We start from the raw sequence: 21,847 nt of genomic DNA, 5'->3' as shown, positions 1-21,847 counted from the left end.
TAGACAGAGCGCCGCATTCTAGCCATCCCGGCCGCGGCGCGCCACCGTCGCGCTATTCGTGCAGGTGGAAGCCGAGCAGGGCGTCGTCTTCGCTGGGCAGCGACAGTTCGACGAAATCGTTCAGGCAGAACAGGGTCAGTTTGCCGCCGTAGACCGCGCCGGTGTCCAGGTTCAGCACATTGTCGAAGCGGGTGGCGCTGGCTTGCGGGGTGTGGCCCACCAACAGCAGGTCCACGCCGCGCACGACGCCGCCTCGGCCCTGGCGCGCGCGTTCCCGCGACCACAACGCGACGTTGCGGCCGGTTTCCGGCAGCGTGCCGTTCGCGAGGCCGGCGGCCAGCGCGTCCCAGTCGTTGCCCGGGCAGTCCGCGTGCACCACGCCGATCTTGCCGCCGTCGGCGTCGCCGACTTCTATGGCGTAGGGCAGGCGTTGAAACGCGGCCAGGCAGGCTTGCCGCTCAGGCGCAGGCAGCGTCAGCAGCCAGGAGCCGCCGTTGTTGACGTGGCGGATTTCGGCCTGTTTGTCGCCCAGCAGCGAATCGATCGCCAATTGCTCATGATTGCCGCGCACGGCGTAGAACCACGGTTGCGCCAGCCATTCCAGCACCGCCGCGCTGTCGGCGCCGCGGTCTATCATGTCGCCGACCGACAACAGGCGGTCGCATTCGGGATTGAAGGCGGCCATTTTCAGCAGGCGCGACAATTGGCGGAAACAGCCGTGAATGTCGCCGACCGCCCAGTCGCGGCCTTGGGTATTGCGTTGCAGCTTCAGAATCATGCTTGAACTCGGGGGTGGGGTGCGACTATTTTGCGCCATGCCAATGGTTTTGTCATCGTATTGATAGTTTCAAAATTAGAATTGTTTTGATTTGACTATCAAAGGCTTACCGAGTTCGACGCTTGCTGGGGCTAGCTGGTTCGCCACTCCTGACAGAATTGCCGGCGGAAGTCGCGCAGCCACTGCAGCCGCAGTTCCGCCATGCGCCTGCCGGCCTCGGTCTGCATCATGGCCGGCAATTTGGCGAGCTTGACCTCGATGTGGTCCAGCGCCCAACGGCGGTCGTCCAGCTCGCGCGCTTCGCCCAGCGGGTCCAGCGGATGGGCCAGCGCCGAGTCCATGCGGCCGGCGGTGTAGAACAGCCGCGCCAGACCGACGGCGCCCAGCGCGTCCATGCGGTCTGCGTCCTGCACGATGCGGGCTTCCAGGCTTTGCGGCGGAATGGCGGCGCTGAAGCTGTGCGCCTCGATGGCGTGGGCGACGCCGTCTAGCTTTTCCGGCGGAAAGCCGTCGGCGGCCAGCAGCGCGCGGGCGCGAGCGGCGGCCTGGCGCGAGGCCAGATGGCGTTCCGGGTGGTTCTTGGGCAGGTTGACCAGGTCGTGCAGATAGCAGGCGGCCAGCACGGTCAGCGCGTCGGCGCCGGGGTGGGCGCCCAGCAGCTCCCGGGCGCAGGCCCAGACGCGGTGGAAGTGATTGAGGTCGTGGGCGCCGTCGTCGTCGGCAGGCTGTTGTTGCAGCAGGCCGATCAGGCGGTTGCGCCAGTCGTCCAGCATCGTGTTGGAGAGGGGGGCGTTCATGGCGGCGGCAAGGATTGGGGCAGGGAATTACAGCCTCAATCCGCGCCGCCGTCAAGCCGGCTTTAGCCGGCGTTCAGTTCGCAGTAGCGCGCCGCGATCGCCGAGGCCAGCCGGGCGTTGTTCAGCACCAGCTGGATGTTGGCGGCCAGGCTGTTGCCACCGGTCAGCTCGCAGACGCGGGCCAGCAGGAAGGGCGTGGACTCCTTGCCGCCGACGCCTTGCTCCTCGGCCTCGCGCAGCGCCTGCTCAATGGCGGCGTCGATCTTGTCACGCGGCATCGCGTACTGTTCCGGAATCGGGTTGGCCACCACCATGCCGCCGCGCAGCTGCAGGCTCCACTTGGCCTGCATCGCGGCGGCGATGTCGGCGGCCTCGTCCAGGCGGTGGTCCAGCTTGAAGGCGCTGTCGCGGGTGAAGAAGGCCGGCAGGCGGTCGCAGCGGTGGCCGATGACCGGCACGCCGTGGGTTTCCAGGTATTCCAGCGTCAGGCCCAGGTCCAGGATGGACTTGGCGCCGGCGCAGACCACGGCCACCGGGGTTTGCGCCAGTTCCTGCAGGTCGGCGGAAACGTCGAAGCTCTGTTCCGCGCCGCGGTGCACGCCGCCGATGCCGCCGGTGGCGAACACGCGGATGCCGGCCATCGCGGCGATGATCATGGTGGACGCCACGGTGGTGGCGCCGCTGCGCTTGCCGGCGACGATGAAGGGCAGGTCGCGGCGGCTGACTTTGGGGATGTCGCGGCCGCCCTTGCCCAGGTATTCGATCTCGTCCGCGCTCAGGCCGGCCTTCAGGCGGCCGTCGATGATGGCGATGGTGGCCGGCACCGCGCCGTGGGCGCGGATTTCCGCTTCCACCTGCAGCGCGGTTTCCACGTTCTGCGGGTAGGGCATGCCGTGGGAAATGATGGTGGATTCCAGCGCCACCACCGGGCGGTTGGCGGCCAGGGCGGCGGCGACTTCGGGATGGATGTCGAGATGGGCGTTGTGCATTGCGTGCTCCTTGTTGATGACGAGATCAGGCGTTCAGATAAGCTTCCACCGCCGCGCGCGACAGCGAAGGGTTGTTGGTGGCGGCGGAGGACAGCGTCAGCGCGGCGCAGCCGCGGGCAAAGCGCACGCTGTCCGCCAGCGACAATTCATTGAGCCAGCCCCAGGCCAGGCCGGCCATCAGCGCGTCGCCGGAGCCGGTGGTGTTGACGATGGCGCAGTCCGGCGCGTCCAGCCAGCCGTCGCCGGCTTCGCCGCTGTAATAGATGCCGGCGCCGGCCATGCTCAGCACCACGCGGCGCACGCCTTGCTGATGGAACCAGCGCGCGGCTTCCGGCGCGTGTTCCGCCCGCTCCAGCGGCAGGCCGGACAAGGCGGCGGCTTCCAGCCGGTTGGGTTTCAGCGTGTGGATGCGCGACAGCCAGGGGCGCACGCGTTCGGCCTTGAACGCGGACACCGGGTCGACGAACAGCGGCTTGTCGCCGGTTTCGGCGATCAGCCAGGCCAGCGCGTCGGGGCTCAGATTGGTGTCGGCCACCACCGCGCCGGCGTGGCGCACCAGATCGCGCTGCGCTTGCAGGCGCTCCGGCGTCAGCCGGTTGAGGATGTCCATGTCGTTGATGGCCAGCGCCATGTCGCCGTCGGCTTGCTGGATGGACAGATAAGTGGATGTGGCGGCGTCCGGCAGCGTCAGACAGCCGCGCACGTCGACGCCGGCGCGCTGGGTGGCTTCCAGCAGCGAGCGGCCGTGGATGTCGTCGCCCACCACTGATACCAGCCGGCAGTCTGCGCCCAGGCGCGCCAGGTTTTCCGCGACGTTGCGCGCCACGCCGCCGGGCGAGCAGCGCACCTGACCGGGGTTGGAGTCGCCGTGGCGCAGCGCGGCGGAGGCGCTGCCGACGATGTCCATATTGGCGCCGCCGACGGCGGCGACATAGCGCTGTTCGGCCAGGATGTAGCCCTTGCCGCGGATATGCCCCTTCTGCGCCAGATTCATGATGTGCCCGGCCACCGCCGAGCGGCTGATGCCCAGTTGATCCGCCAGCTCCTGCTGCGGGATCAGCGGATCCCGACGCAGCAGGGCGAGGATTTGTTGTTCCCGCTCTGTCATCAAACATTTGTCCGTTTTGCAAACATTTGTTTGATATTACTGCTTTGGCATGCCGCGGGTCAAGGGCGGCGCATCTCCCATTGCGACAGCCACAGCCCGGCGCCGCAAGAGCGCAGCAGGGCGGCGCCGGCGAGGTCGTCGGCGTCGAGATTGCTGACGGCCAGCGCGGGCGCGGAGGTTTGCCGCTGTACGGCGGCCAGCAGGGAGCGGGCGACGCCGCGGCGCCGATGCGGCGGCGCGACCGCCAGCTCCGCGACGTCGCCGGCGGCGGAGTGGAGCGCGTAGCCCAGCACCTCGCCATTCCGCGTCGCGGTCAGCAACTGCAGCGGCGGCCGCGCGCGCTCCAGGCTGTCGCGGCTGTTGGGCACGGCGGGCTCGCTGTGCAGCGGCCAGCGCGGCCATTGCGACAGATCCGCGGCTTCGCAACGCCAGCCGGGCGCGGCGTCCACGGCCAGCGCGTGTTCGATGCGGTAACAGTCCAGCCGCCGGTGCGGGCGAAAGCCGAGGCGCAGATAGGCGGCCATGGCCGCGGCGTTGTCGGCGATCACTTCCAGTCGTTGACGATGGATGCCCCGGCTGGCCAGTCTTTGCTCCGTCGCGGCGGCCATGGCCTGCAGCAGGCCTTGGCGGCGCGCGTCGGGCGTCACGCCGGTGGCGATGCAATAGCCGATCGGACCGGCCTCGTCGCAGTGCACGCCGGCCAGCCACAGGCCGACGAGGGCGCCGTCGCACCAGGCGCCGGCGCTCAGCTCCGGACGCCAGCCGCGTCGATGCAGCATGGCGGCCAGCTGTTCTTCGTCCATTCGCATCGGCAGCAGGTAGTCGCTGAACGCCAGCGCGAAGGCTTGGTGGATCAGCGGGAAATCGATCAGGGACAGGCTGTGCAGGCGCATGGACGGACTCGGGAATGAAGGGACGCGATGATTATGCGCGGCGATGGCGCTGTGCGGTCGGCGTTGTAGTGTATTGGATACAAAAGACTAAATTCAGCGATGACAGCCGGAGGCGATGCGTCTAGACTATAGCCATGCGCATTGTGCGTGTTTCAGAGGGAGGCGAAGTATGGATGGATTGAGTCAGATCAGCGGGCAGGGCGTGTCCAACAGCATCCAGATCTACGCATTGAAAAAAGCCATGTCGGCGCAGTCGCAGTCGGCCTTGAGCTTGGTGCAGGGCGCGTCCGACAATATGGCGCAGGCCCAGGCCAGCAATCCGGCCCATCTGGGGCAGAACATCGATACCCGCGCCTGAGACGGCGGGGTGACTGAAAAAGCGGCCTAGGCCGCTTTTTTTATTGTCGGGTTTCAGAATCTGTTCACGATCTAGCGGGTAAGAACGTGTTTACGATCTCGCGAGCTAAGGTGAGACAAGGCGAAAACGAGAGAAAAAGCGGAATGTACAGGTGGTACATGAGCATTTTGAGCTCGGTTTCAACGCTGTATCGCCGACGCGCAGCAGATCGTAAACAGGTTCTAAGGCGTTGCGGCTGAAAAAGCGGAGTATGCTCGTGGCGCATGAGCATTTCTAAGCTGTACTCATCGTGCCGCGCATCACGACGCGCAGCAGATCGTAAACCGGTTCTCAGGCGCTGAGCGCCTGGTCCCAGTCTTCCGGGAACTGCCGTTCCAGCCATTCCGCCAGCCATTCCGCCGCGCTCTCCCAGCGCGTGTCCAGCATCATCATATGGCCGAGATGGGGCAGGATGTCCGCCGCCACGTCCAGGCGCCGCGCGGTGGCCACCACGTCCTCCGGCCCCACCAGCCGGTCTTCCGCCGCGCCCAGCACCAGCGCCGGCAGCCGCGCCAGCGGCCGGTTGGCCAGTGGGTTGACCAGGGTCATGTCCATCAGCGCGCGCGGGCTCTCCTGCTGGCAACGGCTGATCAGCAGTTCCACCGCCGATTCCGGCGCGTCAGGCGACAGCAGCATGTCCTTCAGTTCGACGAACTCCGGATCGTACAGGCCGTGCTGGTACATATTGAGCTTGAGAAACAAGGCCGGCGCCTGCGTCAGCAAGCGCAGGCTGGACGAAGCCAGGCCGCCGGGCGGCACCGAGGCCAGCAAGGCCGCGCCGGGCAGCTTGTGGCGGCTCAGATATTGCTGCACCACGTAGCCGCCCATGGAGTGGCCCACCATAACCGGCGCCGCCGGCAGTTGCTTGAGCGCGAGGTCAAGGTTGCGCACATAGTCGTCGACGCCGATGGCGGCCAGATAGTCCCGGCCCTCGCTGCCGCCGTGGCCTTCCAGGCTCAGCGCCCAGCAATCGTAGCCTTGCCGGGCGAACCAGGGCATGAAGTTTTCCCGCCAGCACCAGGCGCCGCAAAAGGCGCCGTGCACGAACAACAACGGCGGCGCGAGACGCGCCGCCGTTGGCGCCGGGGCTTGATGCAGCAGCTCCAGGCGCGGGTGCATCACAGCACTTCTGCGGCGTGGTCGGCCAGCCGCGAGCGCTCGCCGCGCTGCAAGGTGATGTGGCCGGAATGGCCCCAGCCCTTGAAGCGGTCCACCACATAGGTCAGGCCGGAACTGCCCTCGGTCAGATAGGGGGTGTCGATCTGTGAAATATTGCCCAGGCAGACCACCTTGGTGCCGGGGCCGGCGCGGGTGATCAGCGTCTTCATCTGCTTGGGCGTCAGGTTCTGCGCCTCGTCTATGATCAGGTATTTGTTGAGGAAGGTGCGGCCGCGCATGAAGTTCAGCGATTTGACCTTGATGCGTGAGCGGATCAGGTCGCGGGTGGCGGCGCGGCCCCAGTCGCCGCCGTCGTCGTCGCTCTTGTTGAGCACGTCCAGGTTGTCTTCAAGCGCTCCCATCCACGGCGCCATCTTTTCCTCTTCGGTGCCGGGCAGGAAACCGATGTCCTCGCCCACCGGCACGGTGACCCGAGTCATGATGATTTCGGAGTACAGCTTCTGCTCCAGCGTCATCGCCAGACCGGCGGCCAGCGTCAGCAGCGTCTTGCCGGTGCCGGCCTGACCCAGCAAGGTGATGAAGTCCACCTCCGGATCCATCAGCAGATTGAGGGCGAAGTTCTGCTCGCGGTTGCGCGCGGTGATGCCCCAGACGTTGTTCTTGTGGTGGCTGTAGTCCTTCAGCGTCTGCAGCACCGCGGTCTTGCCTTCCACCTGGGTCACGCGCGCCTGCAGCGGCTGGGCGCCTTCCTGCCACAGCATCTGGTTGACGTAGAGGTTCTGGCCGTCCGGCCCCTTGACCTGATAGTAGCTGCGGCCCTGTTCCTGCCAGGACTTCATGTCCTTGCCGTTGCGCTCCCAGAAGCTCTCGTCGATCTCGCGGGTGCCGGTGTAGAGCAGGTCGGTGTCTTCCAGCACCTTGTCGTTGAAATAGTCTTCCGCGTCCAGGCCCAGCGCGCGGGCCTTGATGCGCATATTGATGTCCTTGGACACCAGGATCACCGAGCGGCCTTGCTGCAACTCCTTCAGCGCCATCACGATGCCGAGGATCTGGTTGTCGGCCTTGCCCACCGGCAGCGACGGCGGCAGCACGCTGTGTATCGCCTGGGTCTGCAGGATCAGCTTGCCGGTGGCGGCGTCGCGGCTGGCGCTCTTCAGCGGAATGCCGGATTCGATCTTGGCTTCGGCGCCGCTGACGATCTCGTCGAGGAAACGGCTGGCCTGACGCGCGTTGCGCGCCACCTCGGACATGCCCTTCTTGTGGGTGTCCAGTTCTTCCAGCGTGATGATGGGGATGAACACATCGTGTTCTTCGAAGCGATACAAGCAGGTGGGGTCGTGCAGCAGCACGTTGGTGTCGAGAACAAACAGCTTGCTGGCGCTGATTTTTTTGCGGCTGGCCATGATGATCCCCTGGTTTTATCGCGGGGCGGGCCGGGAATCGGCCGACCCCGTCGCGGTTTTTTAGAGCGTCTTGACGAAGTCCAGCACCGCCGCGGCGTGGCCCGGCACTTTGACGCCGCGCCATTCGCGCGCGATGTCGCCGTTCCGGCCTATCACGAAGGTGCTGCGTTCAATCCCTCTGACCTGTTTGCCATACATATTCTTCATCTTGATGACGCCAAATAGATTGCAAACAACCTCCTCTGCATCGGACAACAATTCGAACGGCAGCTCCAGCTTGGCTTTGAAGTTTTCGTGAGACTTCAGGCTGTCGCGGGAAATGCCGACAACGGCGGCGCCGGCGGCGGCGAATTCGGCGTGCAGGTCGCGGAAATCCATGGTTTCGTTGGTGCAACCCGGGGTGTTGTCTTTGGGGTAGAAGTAGATCACCAGCGGCTTGGGGCTGCTGGACAGCTGAAACGAGACGCCGGCGGTGCCGGGCAGGGTGAAGTCGGGGCAAGCAATGCCGGACATGCAGTAACTCCTGTGGTGGAACTGGGTCGGTGCGTCCGCCTTGTTTTGAGATTAGCGGATTCCCGCCCGGTTAGACAATGGGAATGGGTAACGAAATTTTCACGGCGCGTGCTCGCGCCGCAGCAGCACCAAGAGCGCGCCCGCGCCGCCCATGGATTCTCCGGCCTCGCAAAAGGCCAGCACGTCGGGGTGGTGCTTGAGCCAGGCGCGCACCATGCGTTTGAGCACCGGCTGGCCGTTGGAGCCGAAGCCCTTGCCGTGAATCACCCGCACGCAGGGGCCGTGGCGCCGCGCCTGGTGCAGGAACAGCGCCAGCGCGTCCTGCGCCTGGTAGCGGTCGCAGCCGTGCAGGTCGAGCTGGCGGCTGACCGGCCAGAAGCCGGCGCGCAGCTTCTTCAGCGTGGCGGAAGGCATGCCGGGGCGGGCGAAATGGGCGTCGATCTCGGCCGGCTCGAACCAGCCCACCATCTGCTGCAGCAAGGCCTGTTGCACCGCTTCCGACGTCTGGCCGTGCTGATGGCGGCGGCGCGGATGCGGGCTGGGCTTGGGGCGAGGGCTGGCGTGGCGGCCGTCCGGCTTCAGCGGCTTGACGTCGCGGAACAGCTGGCGGAAATCCGGCTCCGGCTCGGCCTGCGGCGCGGCGGAAACGGAAACGCCAGCCGGCGCGCGGGAATCGCGCACCTGCTGGCGCAGGCCTTGCAAGGCTTTCTTGAAGGCTTTCAAGCGTTTACTTCAGGTTGTCCAGGTAGCGCTCCGCGTCCAGGGCGGCCTGGCAGCCGGAGGCCGCGCTGGTCACCGCCTGGCGGTAGATGTGGTCCTGCACGTCGCCGGCGGCGAACACGCCCGGCACGCTGGTGGCGGTGGCGTTGCCTTCGCGGCCGCTCTTGGTGATCAGATAGCCGGTGGCGTCCATCTCCAGCTGGCCCTTGAAGATTTCGGTGTTCGGCTGGTGGCCGATGGCGACGAACAGGCCCAGCACCTTGATCTCTTCAGTGCTGCTGTCCTGCATCGATTTCAGGCGCAGGCCGGTGACGCCGGAGTCGTCGCCCAGCACTTCGTCCAGAGTGGCGTTCAGCTTCAGGCTGATCTTGCCTTCCTTGACGCGCTCCATCAGCTTGTCGATCAAGATCTTCTCGGCGCGGAAGGTGTCGCGGCGATGGATCAGGATCACGTGCTTGGCGATGTTGGCCAGGTACAGCGCTTCCTCCACCGCGGTGTTGCCGCCGCCGATCACCGCCACGTCCTGGTTGCGGTAGAAGAAGCCGTCGCAGGTGGCGCAGGCGGACACGCCCTTGCCCTTGAACGCTTCTTCGGAGGCCAGGCCCAGGTATTTGGCCGAAGCGCCGGTGGCGAGGATCAGCGCGTCGCAGGTGTATTCGCCGTTGTCGCCCACCAGGCGGATCGGTTTTTCGTGCAGATGGGTGGTGTGGATGTGGTCGAACAGGATTTCGGTGCCGAAGCGCTCGGCGTGCTGCTGAAAACGCTGCATCAGTTCCGGGCCCATCACGCCGGCGGCGTCCGCGGGCCAGTTGTCCACATCGGTGGTGGTCATCAACTGGCCGCCTTGCGCCAGGCCGGTGACCAGCACCGGCTTCAGGTTGGCGCGCGCCGCGTAAACGGCGGCGGTGTAGCCGGCGGGGCCGGAGCCAAGAATCAGCAGGGGGCTGTGGCGAGTCGTGGTCATGATGTTTTCCTGTGTGAGAAGCGGTAAGAGAGCCGATGGCGCGGGTCCGGGGCGGAGTGCTTGGAGCCGCGAACGCGCCGTTCAGTTCTGAAGTATGGAGCCAAGCCGGCGGAATCCAAGCTCCGGAGTCTCGCCGGGGCCTGCCGCGTTTGCGCCGCGGCGGCCGTTTCGGCTGACAATATACAAGAGCGGCGGGGCAAGGTTAAGCGTCGGCTCGATTGGAATATTCAACATTGCTGATTGAAATCCTTTATCGCTTGTCCGAGCCGTCCTATCGGCCGGGCTTGGTTCAGGCCAAAATCATTCGCGCATTCACGCGTCGATTCAAAAGCTTGCCGTTTTTCCGGCCGCCGCCGCGCCGGAAACCGAGGCGACGCAAGGCCCGTTCCGCCGGCCGCGGCGGCGCGGCGGCTACTTGCCAGCGTCGGCCGCGTGCTATACTGTCCGCTTTCGCGTTGGGTGCGCGGTGTAACTCCGCGCAGCGCCACTCAAGGTGAGGCAATGTCCTTCGAGTCTGCCGATCCGTGGCGTCGTACCGTCCCAGATGACTAAACCTGTCACACACTTATAGGATTTAACATGCAAGTACAGCTGGAAACATTGAGCAATCTTGAGCGCCGCATGAATATCGCCCTGCCTATGGCCGCCATCGACGCGCAAGTGGCCGAACGCCTGAAGCGCGTGGCCCGCAACGCCAAGATTCAAGGTTTCCGCCCGGGCAAGGCTCCGCTGAAGATCGTGGAAATGAACTACGGCGCCCAGGTGCGTGAAGAAGTGATGGGTGAACAGGTTCAACAGGGTTTCTACTCCGCCGTGAGCGAGCAGAAGCTGCGCGTTGCAGGCTACCCGCGCTTCGAGCCGGTAGCCGCCGGCGACGACAAGGAAAACTTCAAGTTCGCCGCCACTTTCGAGGTTTACCCGGAAGTGAAAGTGGGCGAGCTGGCCGGCAAAGAAGTGGAAAAGCCGCTGACCCGGGTGACCGACGCCGAAATCGAGAAAACCATCGAGATCCTGCGCAAGCAGCGCACTCGCTACAACCGCGTTGAGCGCGAAGCCGCCGCCGGCGACCGCGTGATCATCGACTTCAAGGGCGCCATCGACGGCGTGGCCTTCGAAGGCGGTTCCTCCGAGAACTTCCCGTTCGTGCTGGGCCAGGGCCAGATGCTGGCCGAGTTCGAAGCCGGCGTCACCGGCATGAAGGAAGGCGACATCAAGAGCGTGGAAGTGAGCTTCCCCGAGGATTACCATGGCAAGGACGTGGCCGGCAAAACCGCCGTGTTCGAAATCCTGCTGAAGAACGTGGCTGAAGCCGTGCTGCCGGAAGTGAACGACGAGTTCGCCAAGCTGCTGGGCATCGCCGACGGCGACGTTGAGAAAATGCGCGCCGAAATCCGCAAGAACGTGGAGCGCGAAGTGAAGCGCCGCCTGCAAGCCCGCACCAAGGAAAACGTGATGCAGGCGCTGCTGGACTCCACCGAGATTGAACTGCCGAAAGCCCTGGTCAGCCTGGAAATCGGCCGTCTGGTCGAGCAGGCTCGTCGCGACATGCAGCAACGCGGCATGAACGTCAAAGACATGCCGTTCCCGCCGGAACTGTTCGCTCAGCAAGCCGAGCGCCGCGTGGCCCTGGGCCTGATCCTGTCCGAAGTCGTTGACTCCAACAAGCTGGAAGCCCAGCCGGACCAAGTCAAGGCCATGATCACCGAGTTCGCCGACAGCTACGAAGATCCGGCTGAAGTGCTGACCTGGTACTACGCCAGCCCGGACCGCCTGGAAGGCCCGACTTCCATGGTGCTGGAAGACAATGTGGTTGAATTTGTGCTGTCCAAGGCCAATGTTGTAGAGAAAGAACTGTCCTTCGACGCCCTGATGGGCAACAACGCCTGATAACAGCTGGAGTGGCCGATGAAATCGATGATGGAACCTCAAGGTCTGGGCCTGGTGCCCATGGTGGTGGAACAAAGCGGCCGCGGCGAGCGCGCGTATGACATCTACTCGCGTCTGCTGAAGGAGCGCATCGTGTTCCTGGTGGGCCCTGTCACGGATGAGTCGGCCAACCTGGTTGTGGCGCAGATGTTGTTCCTTGAATCGGAGAATCCGGACAAGGACATTCACTTCTACATCAACTCGCCGGGTGGGTCGATTACCGCGGGCATGTCCATTTACGACACGATGAACTTCATCAAGCCGGATGTCTCCACCTTGTGCATCGGCCAGGCCGCCAGCATGGGCGCCTTCCTGCTCGCCGCCGGCGCGCAGGGCAAGCGCTTCGCGCTGGCCAACAGCCGGGTGATGATTCACCAGCCGCTGCTGTACGGCGGCGGTCTGTCCGGCCAGGTCACCGACATCGAAATCCACGCTCGCGAACTCGTCAAGGTCAAGGCCAAGATGAACGAGCTGCTGGCCAAGCACAGCGGCCAGCAGCTGGAGCGAGTGGTTGCCGACACCGAGCGCGACAACTTCATGTCCGCCGACGAGGCTCAGGCCTACGGCTTGATCGACAAAGTGCTGACGTCCCACAAGGACGTGAAAGCTTAAGGAGTGATGGAATCCGCCAATGGCTGACAAGAACAGCAATGAAAAGCTTCTCTACTGCTCTTTCTGCGGCAAGAGCCAGCATGAAGTCCAACGCCTGATCGCCGGGCCGCAGGTCTTCATCTGCAACGAATGCGTCGAGTTGTGCAACGACATCATTCGCGAGGAGCTGGAGAAGGGCGTCGGCGATGCCGCGTCCGCCTCCGAAGATCGTCCGCTGCCGACGCCTCAGGAAATCCGCGCGGATCTCGACCAATACATCATTGGTCAGGATTTCGCCAAGAAAACCCTGTCGGTGGCGGTGTACAACCACTACAAGCGGCTGAGCAGCCCGGCGAGCAAGAGCGACGTCGAGCTGGCCAAGAGCAATATCCTGCTGATCGGTCCGACCGGTTCCGGCAAGACCTTGCTCGCCCAGTCGCTGGCCCGTCTGCTGGACGTGCCCTTCGTCATCGCCGACGCCACCACGCTGACCGAAGCGGGCTACGTGGGCGAGGATGTCGAGCACATCATCCAGAAGCTGCTGCAAAAATGCGACTACGACGTGGACAAGGCCCAGCGCGGCATCGTCTACATCGACGAGATCGACAAGATCTCGCGCAAGTCGGAAAACCCGTCCATCACCCGCGACGTATCGGGCGAGGGCGTGCAGCAGGCCTTGCTGAAACTGATCGAGGGCACCGTGGCCTCGATCCCGCCTCAGGGCGGCCGCAAGCATCCGAACCAGGAATTCATCCAGGTGGACACCACCAACATCCTGTTCATTTGCGGCGGCGCTTTCGACGGCCTGGAGAAGATCATTCGCCAGCGCTCGGAGAAGGGCGGCATCGGTTTCGGCGCCGACATCAGCTCCAAGGACGACGGCAAGAGCTTGTCCATGCTGTTCCAGGAAGTGGAGCCGCAGGATCTGATCCGTTTCGGTCTTATTCCCGAACTGATCGGCCGGCTGCCGGTGGCGGCCACGCTGGAGGAACTGGACGAGGAGGCGCTGGTCACCATCCTGACCCAGCCGAAGAACGCGCTGATCAAGCAGTATCAGAAGCTGTTCTCGATGGAGTCGGTGGAGCTGGAAGTGCGTCCGTCCGCCTTGCGCGTGATCGCCAAGCAGGCCTTGGTCCGCAAGACCGGCGCGCGCGGCCTGCGCTCCATTCTGGAACGGGCGCTGCTCGACACCATGTACGAGTTGCCGTCCATGGGCGACGTGGAAAAAGTGGTGGTGGATGAAAAGGTTATCGACAAGGGCGACAAGCCGTTGTTCATCTATCGCGACAAGGACGACAAGGCGCAATCGGCCTGATTGTCCGCCGCGACTCCGGAGACCGCCCAAACCGGGCGGTTTTTTATTTGTAGAGCCGGAAATCTGATTTAGTATGGGGGTGTTGAATTTTACTGTCCGCCCCCCATCTCCCAAGCATTGTTTCATAAGCAAGGTTAGGTGATATGCCGCAACCCGCAGAACTCAAAGAAGAAGCCGCGCTGCCATTGCTGCCGTTGCGCGACGTGGTGGTCTTCCCCCATATGGTGATCCCGTTGTTCGTCGGCCGCGCCAAGTCCATACGCGCGCTGGAGCTGGCGATGGACGAGGGCAAGCAGATCCTCCTGGTGGCGCAGCGTTCCGCCTCCAAGGACGAACCGTCCGCCGACGACTTGTACCAGGTCGGCACCATCGCCTCGGTGTTGCAGATGCTCAAGCTGCCGGACGGCACCGTCAAGGTGCTGGTCGAAGGCCGCCAGCGCGCGATGATAGAGTCCGTCGGCGAGGAGAACGAATGCTTCGTCGGCGCCTTCAAGCCGCTGAGCCCGGAGGCCGAGGAATCGACCGAGACCGAGGCGATGCGCCGCGCGCTGCTTGCTCAGTTCGAGCAGTACGTCAAGCTGAACAAGAAAATCCCGCCCGAGGTGTTGAACTCGCTGGCCGGCATCGACCGCGCCGGCCGCATGGCCGACACCATCATCGCCCACCTGCCGCTGAAGCTGGAACAGAAGCAGGAGGTGCTGGAGATGTTCGACGTGCAGCAGCGCCTCGAGCACCTGATGTCCCAGCTGGAAGGCGAGATCGACATCCTGCAGGTGGAAAAGCGCATCCGCGGCCGCGTCAAGCGGCAGATGGAGAAGAGCCAGCGCGAGTACTACCTGAACGAGCAGGTCAAGGCGATCCAGAAAGAGCTCGGCGAGATGGACGAGGTCAGCGACCTCGACGAGCTGGAAAACAAGATCAAGGCCGCCGGCATGAGCAAGGAGGGCCGCGAGAAGGCGATGTCCGAGCTCAAGAAGCTGCGCATGATGTCGCCGATGTCGGCGGAAGCCACCGTGGTGCGCAACTACATCGACACCCTGCTCGAACTGCCGTGGAAGAAGAAGACCAAGATCAGCAAGGACGTGGCCAAGGCCGAGGAAGTGCTGGACGAGGATCACTTCGGCCTGGAGAAGGTCAAGGAGCGCATTCTGGAGTACCTGGCGGTGCAACAGCGCGTCGACAAGCTCAAGGCGCCCATCCTGTGCCTGGTGGGGCCTCCGGGCGTGGGCAAGACCTCGCTGGGCCAGTCCCTGGCGCGCGCCACCAACCGCAAGTTCGTGCGCATGGCGCTGGGCGGGGTGCGCGACGAGTCCGAGATCCGCGGCCATCGCCGCACCTACATCGGCTCGATGCCGGGCAAGGTGTTGCAGAACATGAGCAAGGCGGCGGTGAAGAACCCGCTGTTCCTGCTGGACGAAGTGGACAAGATGGGCGCGGATTTCCGCGGCGATCCGTCGTCGGCGCTGCTGGAGGTGCTGGATCCGGAACAGAACCACTCCTTCATCGACCACTACGCCGAAGTTGAATTCGACTTGTCCGACGTGATGTTCGTGGCCACCGCCAACTCGCTGAACATTCCGCCGGCGCTGCTGGACCGGATGGAAATCATCCGTCTGGCCGGCTACACCGAGGACGAGAAGGTCAATATCGCCACCAAATACCTGCTGCCCAAGCAAATGAAGGCCAACGGCGTGCAGGAAGGCGAATTGGCGGTGCAGGAGTCCGCGCTGCGCGACATCGTGCGCTACTACACCCGCGAAGCCGGCGTGCGCAGCCTGGACCGCGAGATCGCCAAGATCTGCCGCAAGGTGGTGACCAGCGCCTCGCTGAAGGCCGGCAAGGCGGCCAAGGTGACGGTCAGCGGCCGCAACCTGGACAAATTCCTGGGCGTGCGCCGTTTTGACTACGGCATCGCCGAGGACGAGAACCGCATCGGCCAGGTCACCGGCCTGGCCTGGACCGAGGTGGGCGGCGAATTGCTGACCATCGAGGCGGTGTCGCTGCCGGGCAAGGGCAACATCATTCGCACCGGCCAGCTGGGCGAGGTGATGCAGGAGTCCATCACCGCGGCGATGAGCGTGGTGCGCAGCCGCGCGCGTTCGCTGGGCATCAAGCCCGACTTCTACGAGAAGAGCGATATGCACATCCACGTGCCGGAAGGCGCGACGCCCAAGGACGGCCCCAGCGCCGGCATTGCGATGACCACGGCTTTGGTGTCCATCCTGACAGGCATCCCGGTGCGCGCCGACGTGGCGATGACCGGCGAGATCACGCTGCGGGGCGAGGTGTTGCCCATCGGTGGCCTGAAGGAGAAGCTGCTGGCCGCCCATCGCGGCGGGATCAAGCATGTGTTGATCCCCAAAGGCAACGAAAAAGATTTGGTTGAAATTCCCGCCAATATCAAGCATAAAATCGAAATCCATGCCGTTAAGTGGATAGACGAGGTCTTGGCATTGGCGTTGGAACGGCAACCGGAGCCTTTGTCGGAGGAGGACAAGCCGGCGGAGGAGTTGCGAGCGACGCAAGAAAGCGCGCAAGGCGTGTCCGTGATGAAGCATTAAGAATCATGGCCTTAGCCGAACGCTGAATAACTTGTGTCCAAGCGGCTTTCCAGCGTGTTTGCGAAATGGCAAAATGCCCGTCAAAGCCGCTTGACACAAGGATTTCGCCCTTGCTATAAAGCAAGCGGTTTTTATCCGAATTACGTAGACCGAGAACGACGAAAGGGGACTTACGTGAACAAGTCTGAACTGATTGACGCTATTGCCGCTGAGGCCGATATCTCCAAAGCCGCCGCCGCCAAGGCGCTGGACGGCATGGTGGCCGCTGTAACCGACGCTCTGAAAAAGGGCGACACCGTGACCCTGGTGGGCTTCGGCACCTTCTATGTTGGCGAGCGCGCAGAACGCAGCGGCCGCAACCCGAAGACCGGCGCCACCATCAAGATCCCGGCAGCTCGTTCGCCGAAGTTCCGTGCTGGCAAGGCACTGAAAGACGCGCTATAATTAGCGGCCTTGGCAGCCCTTAGCGGCTGGCAAGGTGTTTCGAGGGGCGTTTAGCTCAGTTGGTAGAGCGTCTGCCTTACAAGCAGAATGTCGGCGGTTCGACTCCGTCAACGCCCACCAAGTTACGGTTGGAGTGGTAGTTCAGTTGGTTAGAATACCGGCCTGTCACGCCGGGGGTCGCGGGTTCGAGTCCCGTCCGCTCCGCCAGAACTCACAAAAAGGTGAACGAAATACAGCGTTCACCTTTTTTTTTGACAAGGGTGGCTCAAGCCAATCGCCATGTTCGAGTTTGTCCAGAACAATAAAGTCTTCATTCAGGTTGTATTGGGAGCTGTTGCGTTGACCTTCGTGGGCTTCGGCGTGGGCAGCTATGAAGCAGCTTCCGACGACCCTTATCTCGCCAAGGTAGGTTCTGCCAAGATTTACAAGCGCGATCTGGATCGAGCCCTGGAGGGCCAGCCCACCGATCCGGCCAGCCGTCAGGCCGCGCTGGAAAACCTGATCCGCCAAGAACTGCTGCTGTCCGACGCGCACGACCGCGGCGTCTCCGTCAGCCCCGAGCAGTTGCGCAAAGTCATCGCCTCCATTCCCGCCTTCCAGGACAACGGCAAGTTCAGCCCGGAACGCTATCGTGAATTCCTGCAGAACCGCTATCCGTCGCCCGAGGCTTTCGAAGCCCAGGTCAAGCGCGACATCGTGCTGCAAGGCCAGTTGACCGGCATCGCCGGCACCGAGTTCGTGGCGGGCACCGTGGTCAACCGCCTGGCCGGCCTGTTGGGCGAGGGCCGCGAAGTGCGCTCGCTGCTGCTGAAGCCGGCGGACTTCGCTGCCGAAGTCAAGACCGACGACGCCGCGCTCAAGGCCTTCTACGACGCCAACCTGAAGCGTTTCCGCGTGCCGGAGCGGGTCAAGCTCGACTACGTGCTGCTGTCCCAGGACGCGCTGGCTCAAGGCCTCAAGCCCAGCGACGCCGAGCTGCAGAAGTACTACGAACAACACAAGGCCGAGTTCAGCAATGAACAGCGCCGCGCCTCCCACATCCTGCTGACGGTGGCCAAGGACGCCAAGCCGGAGCAGAAGGCCAAGGTCAAGGCCGAGGCGGAAGCGCTGCTGAAGGAAGTGCGCGCCAATCCGGCCCGTTTCGCCGAGCTGGCCAAGTCCAAGTCGCAAGACCCGGGCTCCGCGGCCAATGGCGGCGATCTGGGCTTCTTCGGCCACGGCATGATGGTGAAGCCCTTCGACGACGCGGTGTTCCGCATGAAGCCGGGTCAGATCAGCGAAGTGATCGAGACCGAGTTCGGCTATCACATCATCAAGCTGGACGAAGTGAAGGCGCAGGACTTCGCCGAGGTGAAGGCGGCGATCGCCGACAAGCTGCAGCGTCAGCAGGCGGGCGGCCTGTTCCGCAGCCAGGCCGACAAATTGACCGAGCTGGCCTACCAGCAGGGCGATTCGCTGAAGGCCTTGCAGGAGCAGCTGAAGCTGCAGCCGCAGCATTCCGACTGGCTGAGCCGCGGCAAGCCGGCGGCCGATCCTCTGCTCAACAGCCCCAAGGTGCTTGAGGCGGCGTTCAGCGAGGACGTGCTGAAGAAGAAGCACAACAGCGAGCCGGTGGACATCGGCAACAACCGCCTGTTGGTGGTGCGCGTGGCCGAGCATCAGCCGGAGCGTCAGCAGACGCTGGACGAGGTGCGCGACGTGATCAAGACCGAGCTGGTGGCCAAGGAAGGCGCCAAGCTGGCCGAGAAGAAAGGCCAGGCTCTGTTGGCCGAGCTGAAGGCCGGCAAGGGCGAGGGCAAGGCCTGGAGCGAAGCCAAGACCCTGTTGCGCCGCGACCCGGCCGGCCTGCCCATCGCCGACGCGCGCGCGGTGTTCGCCGCTCAGTCGGGCAAGCTGCCGGCCTTCGCCGGCGCCAAGCGCGACAACGGCGATTACGCGCTGTACCGCATCGACAAGGTGATTCCGGCGCCGGCGGCCAGCGAGGCCGAGCGCGGCCAGCTGAGCGCGATCCTGGGCGAGATGAACGCCAACGCCCAGCTGTCCAGCTATCTGGACACGCTGCGTCAGAAGTACAGCGTGACCATGGGCAAGCAAGGCTTGTCCGACGCGCAGTAATCCAGCCTCGATCCGGGCTTGAGCTCCGCCGCCGCCAGCGCATGCTGGCGGCGGTTTTCATATGCGGCAGGCGAATTTGCTTATAAGGCTTTGCGCTAAGCAGGCGCTGTTTTTGAACGGGATGAGACAGTTTCGATGTTTTTTTGAATGAAGCTATTGACTGAAAACGAAAATAGATGTTCAATCATAAACAAATTTAGTCGCCGATTTGAACACAGCTTGCGGGCGTAAAACAGCTAAAGCGTGGGTAAGCAGACCCAGGACGTGATCCAGCATCTGCTTACAGTAATCTCGATTCAGCAGTGATTCCGAAGATTCCCATGCAAGGCCCGCCGCGTTCGTTGGCGGGCCTTGTGCTTTTGGAGTGTTTGGAATGATTCATCTGCAAAATGTTCGTAAGCGTTTCCGTCACCCTGAGGGGGGCTGGTTCGACGCAGTCACGGACACCTCTCTTACCATTCGTCCGGGCGAAGTCTTCGGACTGATCGGCTTTTCCGGCGCCGGCAAGTCCACCTTGCTGCGCCTGATCAATCTGCTGGAGCGCCCGGACCACGGCGCGGTCATCGTCGACGGCGAGGACCTGACCAGCCTGTCCGCCAAGGCCTTGCGCCGCGCGCGCCAGAATATCGGCATGGTGTTTCAGCAATTCAATTTGATGGCCAACCGCACCGTGGCCGGCAACGTCGCCTTCCCGCTGGAAGTGGCGGGCTGGGCCAAGGCGGATATCGACAAGCGCGTCAACGAATGCCTGGAAGTGGTGGGCTTGCTGGACCGCGCCAATCACTACCCGGCGCAGCTGTCCGGCGGCCAGAAGCAGCGCGTCGGCATCGCCCGCGCGCTGGCGCCCAATCCCAAGGTTATCCTGGCCGACGAACCCACCTCGGCGCTGGACCCGAAAACCACCCAGGCCGTGCTGGAGTGCCTGAAGGACATCAATCAACGCTTCGGCGTCACCATCGTCATCGTCACCCACGAGATGGGCGTGGTGCGGGCGATCTGCCACCGCGCGGCGGCTCTGGACGCCGGCAGGGTGGTGGAAGTGGTGGATGTGTCGAACAACGAAGTGGCGGCGGATTCCGATCTGGCGCGCTCTCTGCTGGAGGCCGCGTAATGGATGCCGCAACCCTGAACGAAGCATTGCAAAACCTGGTGAGCATGGGGCCGGAAATCTGGCAGGCCTTCCAGGAAACCCTGGTGATGCTGGGCATAGGCCTGAGCGCGGCCGTGTTGCTGGGCGGCCCGCTCGGCATCGTGCTCTATCTGACCCAGCCGGGTCAGCAATTCGCCAACCGCGCGCTGAACGGCGTGCTGGGCTGGGTGGTGAACCTGGTGCGTTCTTTCCCCTTCATCATCCTGATGGTGTCGCTGGTGCCGCTGACGCGGGCGCTGGTGGGCAGCACCATCGGCCCGGTGGCCGCTTCGGTGCCGCTGGCCTTCGCCGCGATTCCGTATTTCGGCCGCCTGGTCGAGCAGACGCTGCGCGAGATTCCGCGCGGCGTGGTGGAGGCGGCCGAGGCGATGGGCGCCAGCCCGCTGCAGATCATCTGCAAGGTCTTGCTCAACGAGGCGCGCTCCGGCTTGATTTCCAGCCTGACCATTCTGACCATCAGCTTCCTGAGCTATACCGCGGTGGCGGGGGTGGTGGGCGGCGGCGGCATCGGCGATCTGGCCATCCGCTACGGCTATTACCGCTATCAGACCGATGTGATGGTGGCCATGGTGCTGATGCTGGTGGCGCTGGTGCAGATCATCCAGCTGCTGGGCAATCGCTTGGCGGCCAAGCTGGACAAGCGTTGACATTCGCCGGCGCCGGCGGCAGCCGCCGACGTCCCGGACCTTTTACCCATCAATGGACAAGCAGGAGAAAGAAATGCGCAGATTCGTGATCAAGGCAGTGGCGGCTTCGGTATTGGGACTGGCGGTGGCCGGCGCGGCGTTGGCGGCGGACCCGGCCAAGAAGGACATCGTGATCGGCACCACCGTCGGCGATTTCGGCGACATGGTCAAGCAGTCGATCAAGCCCATCCTGGAAAAGCAGGGCTATAAGGTCAAGCTGGTGGAATTCACCGACTATGTCCGCCCGAACCTGGCCTTGCAGGAAGGCGCGCTGGACGTCAACGTGTTCCAGCACAAGCCCTATCTGGACAATTTCGTCAAAGAGCACAAGCTGAACCTGAAAGAGGCCTTCCAGGTGCCCACCGCGCCGCTGGGCATCTATGCCGGCAAGATCAAGGCTTTGAAGGACGTCAAAGTGGGCTCCACCGTGGCCGCCCCCAACGATCCGTCCAACTTCGCCCGCGCGCTGGTGATGCTGGCAGATCTGGGCTGGGTCAAGCTGAAGCCGGGCATCAACCCGCTGACCGCTTCCGAGCGCGATATCGCGGTCAATGTGAAGAAGATCAAGATCATTCCGCTGGAAGCCGCGCAACTGCCGCGTTCGCGCAGCGACGTGGATTTCTCGGTGATCAACGGCAACTACGCCACCAGTTCCGGCATCAAGCTGACCGAGGCGATCTATCAGGAAAAGAGCTACGCCTACGTCAACTGGGGCGCGGTGCGCGCGGCCGACCTGGCCAAGCCCTGGGCCAAGGATGTGGTGGCGGCCTACAACTCGCCGGCGTTCAAGGCTTTCGCCAAGCAGAAGTACGCGGGCTACAAGCTGCCGCAGAACTGGAAATAAGCGCAAAGGCTGATTCGCGCGCCGGCCCACGGCCGGCGGCGCAGGATTTCTTGTAACACTCCTGGCTACAAGACTTGAAGGGAGGGCTCAGCCCTCCCTATTTTTTTGCGCGCTTAGACCCGCTAACAAAACCCCTGATCCTGCGTTGCGCCTCCTTGTCGTACTGCTGGTACTGTCTGCGTCGGCGCGCCTTGGCTCAGGTGCGCTGCGCGGTTTTGTTAGGGGCTCTTATTTCAGGTAGGAGCGCAGCACGCCCACCACCTGTTCCAGGTCCTGGCTGCGTTGCAGAGGGTCGGCGGCCTCCGGGCCCAGGTGTTCGCGCAGATGCCCCTCTATCACCTCCATCATCAGCCCGTTGACGGCGCCGCGCACCGCGGCGATCTGTTGCAGCACGGCCGAGCAATCGACTTCCTGTTCCAGCGCGCGTTCCAGCGCTTCCGCCTGGCCCTTGATGCGGCGGACGCGGGTCAATAACTTCTTCTTGTCTTTCACGGTATGCGGCATGCGCGTAGACGTCCCTTATTGTTGATAATA

General features: G+C 63.7%; 21 protein-coding genes and 2 tRNA genes. 12 read left to right on the top strand and 11 right to left on the bottom strand.

Translation table 11 applies throughout. The features are described from left to right. Window positions 1-52 precede the first annotated feature (52 nt). The 5 genes from VK98_RS14690 to VK98_RS14670 form a co-directional block, all read right to left on the bottom strand. Window positions 53-778, bottom strand: a complete 726-nt coding sequence (locus tag VK98_RS14690; RefSeq protein ID WP_048414758.1) for a metallophosphoesterase — start codon at window positions 776-778, stop codon at window positions 53-55. A 131-nt stretch (window positions 779-909) separates the two neighbouring features. Further along, a complete protein-coding gene (locus tag VK98_RS14685; protein WP_197083057.1) occupies window positions 910-1,575 on the bottom strand; it encodes an HD domain-containing protein in 666 nt (221 codons plus the stop codon). Between the two features lie 62 nt (window positions 1,576-1,637). Beyond that, a complete protein-coding gene (locus VK98_RS14680; protein ID WP_048414756.1) occupies window positions 1,638-2,564 on the bottom strand; it encodes a pseudouridine-5'-phosphate glycosidase in 927 nt (308 codons plus the stop codon). A 25-nt stretch (window positions 2,565-2,589) separates the two neighbouring features. Then, window positions 2,590-3,672, bottom strand: coding sequence for a PfkB family carbohydrate kinase (locus VK98_RS14675; protein ID WP_048414755.1), 1,083 nt, complete (start codon window positions 3,670-3,672; stop codon window positions 2,590-2,592). 59 nt (window positions 3,673-3,731) lie between these two features. Continuing rightward, window positions 3,732-4,565, bottom strand: coding sequence for a GNAT family N-acetyltransferase (locus VK98_RS14670; protein ID WP_048414754.1), 834 nt, complete (start codon window positions 4,563-4,565; stop codon window positions 3,732-3,734). Window positions 4,566-4,734: 169 nt separating this feature from the next. On the opposite strand from VK98_RS14670, the gene VK98_RS14665 reads away from it, so the two are divergent. Next, window positions 4,735-4,923 (top strand): putative motility protein, encoded by a 189-nt coding sequence (locus VK98_RS14665; RefSeq protein WP_048411033.1) that lies wholly within the window; start codon window positions 4,735-4,737, stop codon window positions 4,921-4,923. Between the two features lie 330 nt (window positions 4,924-5,253). On the opposite strand, the gene VK98_RS14660 is transcribed toward VK98_RS14665, so the two are convergent. The 5 genes from VK98_RS14660 to trxB all read right to left on the bottom strand — a co-directional run bounded on the left by VK98_RS14660 (window position 5,254) and on the right by trxB (window position 9,681). Then, window positions 5,254-6,081 (bottom strand): alpha/beta hydrolase, encoded by an 828-nt coding sequence (locus VK98_RS14660; protein WP_231589290.1) that lies wholly within the window; start codon window positions 6,079-6,081, stop codon window positions 5,254-5,256. Next, window positions 6,081-7,484: a PhoH family protein gene (locus tag VK98_RS14655; RefSeq protein ID WP_048414752.1), complete on the bottom strand. Its 1,404-nt coding sequence runs from the start codon at window positions 7,482-7,484 to the stop codon at window positions 6,081-6,083. Before VK98_RS14655 ends, VK98_RS14660 begins: the two co-directional genes overlap by 1 nt. A 60-nt stretch (window positions 7,485-7,544) precedes the next feature. Beyond that, the gene (locus VK98_RS14650) at window positions 7,545-7,997 is read right to left on the bottom strand and encodes a peroxiredoxin (protein WP_048414751.1); all 453 of its coding nucleotides are present in this window, start codon (window positions 7,995-7,997) and stop codon (window positions 7,545-7,547) included. A 99-nt stretch (window positions 7,998-8,096) separates the two neighbouring features. Next, window positions 8,097-8,720 carry a Smr/MutS family protein gene (locus tag VK98_RS14645; RefSeq protein ID WP_048414750.1) on the bottom strand — a complete coding sequence of 208 codons (624 nt, stop codon included), beginning with the start codon at window positions 8,718-8,720 and terminating at the stop codon, window positions 8,097-8,099. A gap of 4 nt (window positions 8,721-8,724) precedes the next feature. After that, window positions 8,725-9,681, bottom strand: coding sequence for a thioredoxin-disulfide reductase (gene trxB, locus VK98_RS14640; RefSeq protein ID WP_048414749.1), 957 nt, complete (start codon window positions 9,679-9,681; stop codon window positions 8,725-8,727). A 579-nt stretch (window positions 9,682-10,260) separates the two neighbouring features. Between trxB and tig the strand changes: the two genes are divergently transcribed. The 11 genes from tig to VK98_RS14585 all read left to right on the top strand — a co-directional run bounded on the left by tig (window position 10,261) and on the right by VK98_RS14585 (window position 21,313). Beyond that, window positions 10,261-11,568, top strand: coding sequence for a trigger factor (gene tig / locus VK98_RS14635; RefSeq protein WP_048414748.1), 1,308 nt, complete (start codon window positions 10,261-10,263; stop codon window positions 11,566-11,568). An 18-nt stretch (window positions 11,569-11,586) separates the two neighbouring features. Further along, window positions 11,587-12,219: an ATP-dependent Clp endopeptidase proteolytic subunit ClpP gene (gene clpP / locus VK98_RS14630; RefSeq protein WP_048414747.1), complete on the top strand. Its 633-nt coding sequence runs from the start codon at window positions 11,587-11,589 to the stop codon at window positions 12,217-12,219. A gap of 19 nt (window positions 12,220-12,238) precedes the next feature. Then, the gene (clpX, locus tag VK98_RS14625; protein WP_048414746.1) at window positions 12,239-13,513 is read left to right on the top strand and encodes an ATP-dependent Clp protease ATP-binding subunit ClpX; all 1,275 of its coding nucleotides are present in this window, start codon (window positions 12,239-12,241) and stop codon (window positions 13,511-13,513) included. 143 nt (window positions 13,514-13,656) lie between these two features. Continuing rightward, window positions 13,657-16,074 (top strand): endopeptidase La, encoded by a 2,418-nt coding sequence (gene lon, locus VK98_RS14620; protein ID WP_048414745.1) that lies wholly within the window; start codon window positions 13,657-13,659, stop codon window positions 16,072-16,074. A gap of 174 nt (window positions 16,075-16,248) precedes the next feature. Further along, window positions 16,249-16,518 carry an HU family DNA-binding protein gene (locus tag VK98_RS14615; RefSeq protein ID WP_019101406.1) on the top strand — a complete coding sequence of 90 codons (270 nt, stop codon included), beginning with the start codon at window positions 16,249-16,251 and terminating at the stop codon, window positions 16,516-16,518. A 44-nt stretch (window positions 16,519-16,562) separates the two neighbouring features. Then, a tRNA-Val gene (locus VK98_RS14610) sits at window positions 16,563-16,638 on the top strand. A gap of 10 nt (window positions 16,639-16,648) precedes the next feature. Further along, a tRNA-Asp gene (locus VK98_RS14605) sits at window positions 16,649-16,725 on the top strand. Window positions 16,726-16,797: 72 nt separating this feature from the next. Beyond that, window positions 16,798-18,633: a SurA N-terminal domain-containing protein gene (locus tag VK98_RS14600; RefSeq protein WP_048414744.1), complete on the top strand. Its 1,836-nt coding sequence runs from the start codon at window positions 16,798-16,800 to the stop codon at window positions 18,631-18,633. 373 nt (window positions 18,634-19,006) lie between these two features. Further along, a complete protein-coding gene (locus VK98_RS14595; protein ID WP_048414743.1) occupies window positions 19,007-19,744 on the top strand; it encodes a methionine ABC transporter ATP-binding protein in 738 nt (245 codons plus the stop codon). Next, window positions 19,744-20,430: a methionine ABC transporter permease gene (locus VK98_RS14590; RefSeq protein ID WP_048414742.1), complete on the top strand. Its 687-nt coding sequence runs from the start codon at window positions 19,744-19,746 to the stop codon at window positions 20,428-20,430. The genes VK98_RS14595 and VK98_RS14590 overlap by 1 nt, the downstream gene beginning before the upstream one ends. Window positions 20,431-20,503: 73 nt before the next feature. Further along, window positions 20,504-21,313: a MetQ/NlpA family ABC transporter substrate-binding protein gene (locus VK98_RS14585; protein ID WP_048414741.1), complete on the top strand. Its 810-nt coding sequence runs from the start codon at window positions 20,504-20,506 to the stop codon at window positions 21,311-21,313. Window positions 21,314-21,541: 228 nt separating this feature from the next. On the opposite strand, the gene VK98_RS14580 is transcribed toward VK98_RS14585, so the two are convergent. Then, a complete protein-coding gene (locus VK98_RS14580; protein WP_048414740.1) occupies window positions 21,542-21,817 on the bottom strand; it encodes a metal/formaldehyde-sensitive transcriptional repressor in 276 nt (91 codons plus the stop codon). Window positions 21,818-21,847 lie beyond the last annotated feature (30 nt).

Source organism: Chromobacterium sp. LK11 (assembly GCF_001043705.1).
Classification (GTDB): domain Bacteria; phylum Pseudomonadota; class Gammaproteobacteria; order Burkholderiales; family Chromobacteriaceae; genus Chromobacterium; species Chromobacterium alkanivorans.
This window is presented reverse-complemented; position numbering and strand designations above follow the sequence as displayed.

Bases quoted from the DNA above. Each gene is read 5' to 3' on its own strand.
- VK98_RS14690 (WP_048414758.1), bottom strand. From the start codon at position 778: ATGATTCTGAAGCTGCAACGCAATACCCAAGGCCGCGACTGGGCGGTC.
- VK98_RS14685 (WP_197083057.1), bottom strand. From the start codon at position 1,575: ATGAACGCCCCCCTCTCCAACACGATGCTGGACGACTGGCGCAACCGC.
- VK98_RS14680 (WP_048414756.1), bottom strand. From the start codon at position 2,564: ATGCACAACGCCCATCTCGACATCCATCCCGAAGTCGCCGCCGCCCTG.
- VK98_RS14675 (WP_048414755.1), bottom strand. From the start codon at position 3,672: ATGACAGAGCGGGAACAACAAATCCTCGCCCTGCTGCGTCGGGATCCG.
- VK98_RS14670 (WP_048414754.1), bottom strand. From the start codon at position 4,565: ATGCGCCTGCACAGCCTGTCCCTGATCGATTTCCCGCTGATCCACCAA.
- VK98_RS14665 (WP_048411033.1), top strand. From the start codon at position 4,735: ATGGATGGATTGAGTCAGATCAGCGGGCAGGGCGTGTCCAACAGCATC.
- VK98_RS14660 (WP_231589290.1), bottom strand. From the start codon at position 6,081: ATGCACCCGCGCCTGGAGCTGCTGCATCAAGCCCCGGCGCCAACGGCG.
- VK98_RS14655 (WP_048414752.1), bottom strand. From the start codon at position 7,484: ATGGCCAGCCGCAAAAAAATCAGCGCCAGCAAGCTGTTTGTTCTCGAC.
- VK98_RS14650 (WP_048414751.1), bottom strand. From the start codon at position 7,997: ATGTCCGGCATTGCTTGCCCCGACTTCACCCTGCCCGGCACCGCCGGC.
- trxB (WP_048414749.1), bottom strand. From the start codon at position 9,681: ATGACCACGACTCGCCACAGCCCCCTGCTGATTCTTGGCTCCGGCCCC.
- tig (WP_048414748.1), top strand. From the start codon at position 10,261: ATGCAAGTACAGCTGGAAACATTGAGCAATCTTGAGCGCCGCATGAAT.
- clpP (WP_048414747.1), top strand. From the start codon at position 11,587: ATGAAATCGATGATGGAACCTCAAGGTCTGGGCCTGGTGCCCATGGTG.
- clpX (WP_048414746.1), top strand. From the start codon at position 12,239: ATGGCTGACAAGAACAGCAATGAAAAGCTTCTCTACTGCTCTTTCTGC.
- lon (WP_048414745.1), top strand. From the start codon at position 13,657: ATGCCGCAACCCGCAGAACTCAAAGAAGAAGCCGCGCTGCCATTGCTG.
- VK98_RS14600 (WP_048414744.1), top strand. From the start codon at position 16,798: ATGTTCGAGTTTGTCCAGAACAATAAAGTCTTCATTCAGGTTGTATTG.
- VK98_RS14595 (WP_048414743.1), top strand. From the start codon at position 19,007: ATGATTCATCTGCAAAATGTTCGTAAGCGTTTCCGTCACCCTGAGGGG.
- VK98_RS14590 (WP_048414742.1), top strand. From the start codon at position 19,744: ATGGATGCCGCAACCCTGAACGAAGCATTGCAAAACCTGGTGAGCATG.
- VK98_RS14585 (WP_048414741.1), top strand. From the start codon at position 20,504: ATGCGCAGATTCGTGATCAAGGCAGTGGCGGCTTCGGTATTGGGACTG.
- VK98_RS14580 (WP_048414740.1), bottom strand. From the start codon at position 21,817: ATGCCGCATACCGTGAAAGACAAGAAGAAGTTATTGACCCGCGTCCGC.